A 4,863-nucleotide genomic window follows, 5' to 3' on the forward strand; every position below is an offset into this window, starting at 1 on the left:
CTGCCCAAGACACTGACCGCCCTGGTGTCCGGACGGGCTCGCGATGACCTGGCCAGCATGTCCGGAGCGGGAGCGCCGATCGTGTTGATCGGAAGTCACGGGGCAGAGTTCGAAACCGGTTTCGACCAGCCACTGACCGATGTCCAGCAGGCTTTGCTAGACCAAATCATTGCCGAGTTCGGTTCCATCGCAGCACAATTCCCCGGCACCAGCGTCGAGACCAAGCCTGCGAGCACCACCCTTCACGTGCGCAATGCGGCTGCCGACGATGCTGCGGCCGCCATCGCGCTGGCCGAGTCCGGCCCGGCAGGCTGGCTCGGCGTTCATGCGACCGCAGGCAAAGCTGTCATCGAGCTCGCGGTGATCGAAACCAGCAAGGGACTTGCTCTAGACCGCCTCCGCGATTCCTTCCGGGCAGACGCAGTCCTGTACCTCGGCGACGACGTCACCGACGAGAAGGCCTTCGCCCATCTGCGCCGCCGCGATGCGGGTGGCCGCGATATCGGCATCAAGGTCGGCGGCGGGGACACGGCCGCCGAGTTCCGAGTGCCCGGCACCGACGAAGTTGCCCGAGTCCTCGAGTGTGTAGTCGCTTACCGGGGCCAGCACCAAATCCCCTGAATAATTCGACATTATTGCAGTTCAGAACCTTTTTGATGGATGTCGCATGATTGGGGGACACTCCGCCAGATTTGCTAGTCTGTACGTCGTGCACCACCCCCCGAAACTAACGCCCCACCCCAGCCTCCCCGCTGGCCGCCAGAACCGTTGACCGTCAGCGAGACGCATCGGGGCACCGAGGACGACAGCACGGAGCTCGACTTCCCCGGTGATCCAGCCCAGGCTGACGAGGACTCCCGCGTGGGCGAGCAGAATGACTCCACCGCCACGCCTGCCGCGGACGATACGCCGAACGGCCTGTCGATGATCGTCCAATACGAGGATCCAGCGCTGGCCGAACCCGCCGAGCCAGCCGAACCCGAACCCGAACCCGAGCCAGCCGAACCCGAACCCGAATCTCCGGCGCCCGAATCTCCGGCGCCCGAATCGATCGGCATCGGGATGGTCCCGGCGGGCACCGTCGACGTCGTCAAGCCCGAGGCGGAGATCACCGCGGAGGACGCCCCGAACGAGCAACCGGCCCCGCAGGTCTGGGCTCCGCGTTTGCGGCCCGGCGCAATCCGGCGTGCCCCCGCGCTCGACGGTCTGCGCGGGATCGCGGTCCTCGCCGTCGTCGTCTACCACTTCTTCGGCAACGTCCTGCGCGGCGGATACATCGGAGTCGACATCTTCTTTGTGCTGTCCGGCTTCCTCATCACGGCACTGTTGGTACGCGAGTACGGAGCGCGCGACCACATCTCTCTGTCCGGTTTCTGGACCCGCCGCATCCGTCGTATTGTTCCTGCCGCGCTGACGGTCCTGTTGGTCTCCACTGCGGCCGCCGGTCTGAGCGGCGGGGACACCGCGGTCAAGCTCTGGCCGCAGTTCTGGAGTTCGGCCGCGTTCGTCAACAACTGGGTGCAGATCGGCTCGGCGCAGAGCTACTTCGCCGACACCACACCACGCATCTTCATGCACTACTGGTCGCTTGCGATCGAGGAGCAGTTCTACGTCATCTGGCCGCTGATCTTCGTGGCCTTGATGTGGGTGGTGCGGCGAAGGGCGATGCCCGCACGGATGCGCTTCGCGTTCAGCATCGCGGTCATCGGCGGACTGGCCTCCGCCGTGGCCATGGGCGTGCTGTACCAGCCCGGCGAGGACCCAAGTCGGGTGTACTTCGGCAGCGACACCCACGTCTTCGGCCTGCTCACCGGCGTCGGTCTCGCGTTGCTGATCACCGCGCCGTCGCCGCAGGCGGCCGACTCCTGGCCCAGTAGATTTGGCCCCAAAGCCTCCTCGATCTTCGGTTGGGTGCTCGCCCCACTCGCCTTCATCGGGTTGCTCGCTGCCCTGTTCACGGTCGCCGACACCTCGTCGTTCGCCTACCGCGGCGGCCTGCTGATGGCCTGCCTACTGACGGCAGTCGTGATCGATAACGCGGTGCGCGAGACCGGTCCGGTGCCCCTACTGCTCCGCCGCAAGCCACTGCGTTGGCTCGGTGAACGATCGTTCAGCCTCTATCTCTGGCACTGGCCCGTCGTGGTGTTTGTCCGCGAATGGTCCGCGGGGCCGGGCGGCACGTCCACCCTGCCGAGCTGGCAGATCGGGGCGATCGCCGCCGTAATCACCGTGCTCGCGTCCGAGTTGTCGTACCGCTGGATCGAGACCCCGTTCCGACGTTTGGGCTTGCGCGGCGTGCTCAGCAAGCTCGGCGAAAGCGGCTCTCGGATCGGCCCGGCATTCGCTGTTGTCGTGACCGTCACCACCGTCCTCCTGGCAGGCTCGGCGCTAGGCACCAGCCCGGCCCAATCCGAGTTGGAGACCCAGCTCGCGGCCCTCGCCGAATTGCAGAAGAAGGCCAATGCCGCACCACCTCCGGCACCGACGAGGCCGGCCGACCAGCTCCCGTCGGGTAGCCAGATCAGCGGAATCGGCGACTCAGTGATGCTCGGATCGTCCCAGGGACTGATGCAGAGATTCCCCGGAATGTTCATCGACGGCGAGGTTTCGCGACATTACACCGGCGGTGAGCCGGTGATCGCCGCCCTTCAAGCGCAAGGTGATCTCCGCGAGTACGTGGTTCTCGGCTTCGGCACCAACGGCCAGGCATTCCCCGGCCAGCTGGAACGGATAGTGCAGACCATCGGCCGCGATCGGAAGATCGTTTTGGTGCTCCCGTACGGACCCGTAGACGGGATTCCCCAAGCGGCTCGGCAGATGCTCGATTTCGCCCCGCGCTACCCGAATGTATTCCTGGCGCCGTGGTGTTCGGCAGCAGCCGCACATCCCGAGCTCCTGGCCGCCGACGGCGTCCACCCGACCGGCGAAGGCGTCGACCTTTACGTGGACGCCGTCGAGTCCGGGTTACGTCAAGCGGTGACTGGCCAGCGCGATCCGACGATCACCTGTCCACTCTGACGCGCCTGCAGGGCGCAGGTCAGCGCCGGAGTCAGCCGACGACCCAGCGCACCGCCGGTGTGGCGTTGCCCGCCCCGGTCGGGAAGGCGGTCGCCAGGGCAGCGGCGAAGGCTTTGTTACGCGCCTGTGTGCCGGCCGCCGTGTAGTGGATTCCGTCGCCAGCAAACAGCTCCGGATGCGCAGCCGCGGCCCAGTCGTAGACCGCCAGGTTCGGGTACCGTTGGGTCGCCCGACGCAGCGCATCGTTGAACGCTCCCATCGACGCTGTCCCGAACGCGGGGTTCGCCGGGTTCGACGACGCCACCGTCGGCCACAACACCGGTTGCCCGGCAAGCTTGGCCATGACCCGGTCAATTCGCTCATCCGCACTGACGCCGCCCCCCGAGATCGCACCGGCGTCGTTGACGCCCATCGCGATGACCCAACAGCCACGCTTCCCTGCTCCGACCAGCTCAGCAATTGCGTGCTCGGCGTCGGTTCGGGGACCGCCCACTATCGCCCGGCTGCCCAGCGCATCCACCGTAACGTCCCGCACACCGACGGACTGGAGGCGAGCGGTGGCGGTGTTGTCGCCGAACCCGGGATCGTTGACGTTGACCGAGGTCGAGTCGCCGACCTGGATCACCGCCGTGCAGCGAGTCTTACCGTCGGCGGCACGATCCGGCGCCGAGGGTACGCCAGGCAGCAGACCTGCGATCAGGTCCGGGATCGACAGCTCCGAGAGTGATCCGGAGCCGAGCGCCGTCGGGGTCGAATTAGCCGCTGCCAGTGCCGGCGCCGACAGTAGAACTGCGGCGCTCGCACCCAGTACGACCATGGTCACACGCGAAACTTTAGTCACAATAGTCCCACTCAACTACAGGTTTTGCGCCCACGCAAGCCGACCGGGTCACGGATTGATTCCGTTACTGCGCGCCCACCACCGCCAGCGGATCGGCGTAGACCGCCGCGAGCGCCACGGCGACCGGTGCGGTCTGCGGCACGTGGACCCCGAATCTGGTTGGGACGATTTCCAGCGGCCATCCGGTGGCGCTCACCGCGTCGAAGGCCGCCTGCACGGGCTCCAATCCCCTTGGGTGGGCCGCGAACGCGTCGCCAGCAACGATCACCGAGTCCGGGTTGATCACGTCGCGCATCGTCGCGACGGCTTCACCGAGGACCCGGGCCCGGGCATCGTCGAGGACCGAGGCCTCGTCGCCGCAGCAGAGTCGCGCCGCCGCGGCCTTGCGGGCCGCCGTTCCGATCACCGACTGCAACGGGGCGATCGGCTCGGTATCTAGTGGCCCGGGCCGGGCCGGTAGCGTCGCAATGGAACCCGCGCCGCGCGTCGGCTGGTACACCTCGTCGTCGACGATTATCGCCATGCCGACGGTTTCGCGCGCGTAGAAGAAGAGCGCGGCGCCGTGCGGTACCACTTCGCCGCCCAAGAGGAGTTCCGCCGCGGCCATCGCCTGGACGTGTTCAGCGACTGATACCGGCACACCGAGCGCCTGATGGAGGCGCTGACCCAACGGTTGGCCGTGCCAGCGGAGGATCGGATGATCCACCACTCCGGTGGCCTCGTCGATCGATCCACCCAGCGCGGCACCGGCCCACAGCAGGTGGCGGCCGGAGAACCGTGCGGCAAGTTCGGCGAGTTGGTCGCACAGTCGCCCGACGGCTTCGTCGGCGCTCACCCCGGACAATTCTTGGGTGCGAACGGCGTGACTGTAGAGCGTGCGGCCGCCGAGGTCAGCGATCACCAGCGCGCTCCGGCGAGCACCGATGTGAATGCCGGCGACGGCGAACCGATCACGGTCCAAACTGAGCGGAATCTTAGGGCGACCCACCCCTCGGGTATCGAGG

At 67.0% G+C, this 4,863-nt stretch carries 4 protein-coding genes; 2 read left to right on the plus strand and 2 right to left on the minus strand.

Annotated elements, in window-relative coordinates; genetic code table 11:
* Together otsB and WAW85_RS05115 are read left to right on the plus strand one after the other, a co-directional pair.
* Positions 1-621: trehalose-phosphatase (otsB, locus tag WAW85_RS05110; RefSeq protein WP_422558562.1), on the plus strand; the 621-nt coding region annotated here is incomplete at its 5' end.
* 147 nt (positions 622-768) lie between these two features.
* The gene (locus WAW85_RS05115) at positions 769-3,018 is read left to right on the plus strand and encodes an acyltransferase family protein (RefSeq protein ID WP_422558563.1); all 2,250 of its coding nucleotides are present in this window, start codon (positions 769-771) and stop codon (positions 3,016-3,018) included.
* A gap of 31 nt (positions 3,019-3,049) precedes the next feature.
* Here the strand turns inward: WAW85_RS05115 and WAW85_RS05120 are convergent, their stop codons facing one another.
* Both WAW85_RS05120 and WAW85_RS05125 read right to left on the minus strand, forming a co-directional pair.
* Positions 3,050-3,835: a GDSL-type esterase/lipase family protein gene (locus tag WAW85_RS05120; protein ID WP_422558565.1), complete on the minus strand. Its 786-nt coding sequence runs from the start codon at positions 3,833-3,835 to the stop codon at positions 3,050-3,052.
* Between the two features lie 88 nt (positions 3,836-3,923).
* On the minus strand, positions 3,924-4,863 hold a 940-nt coding region (locus WAW85_RS05125; RefSeq protein WP_422558564.1), incomplete at its 5' end, for an ROK family protein.

Origin of the sequence: Gordonia sp. (in: high G+C Gram-positive bacteria) (assembly GCF_049299075.1) — a bacterium.
GTDB lineage: Bacteria > Actinomycetota > Actinomycetes > Mycobacteriales > Mycobacteriaceae > Gordonia.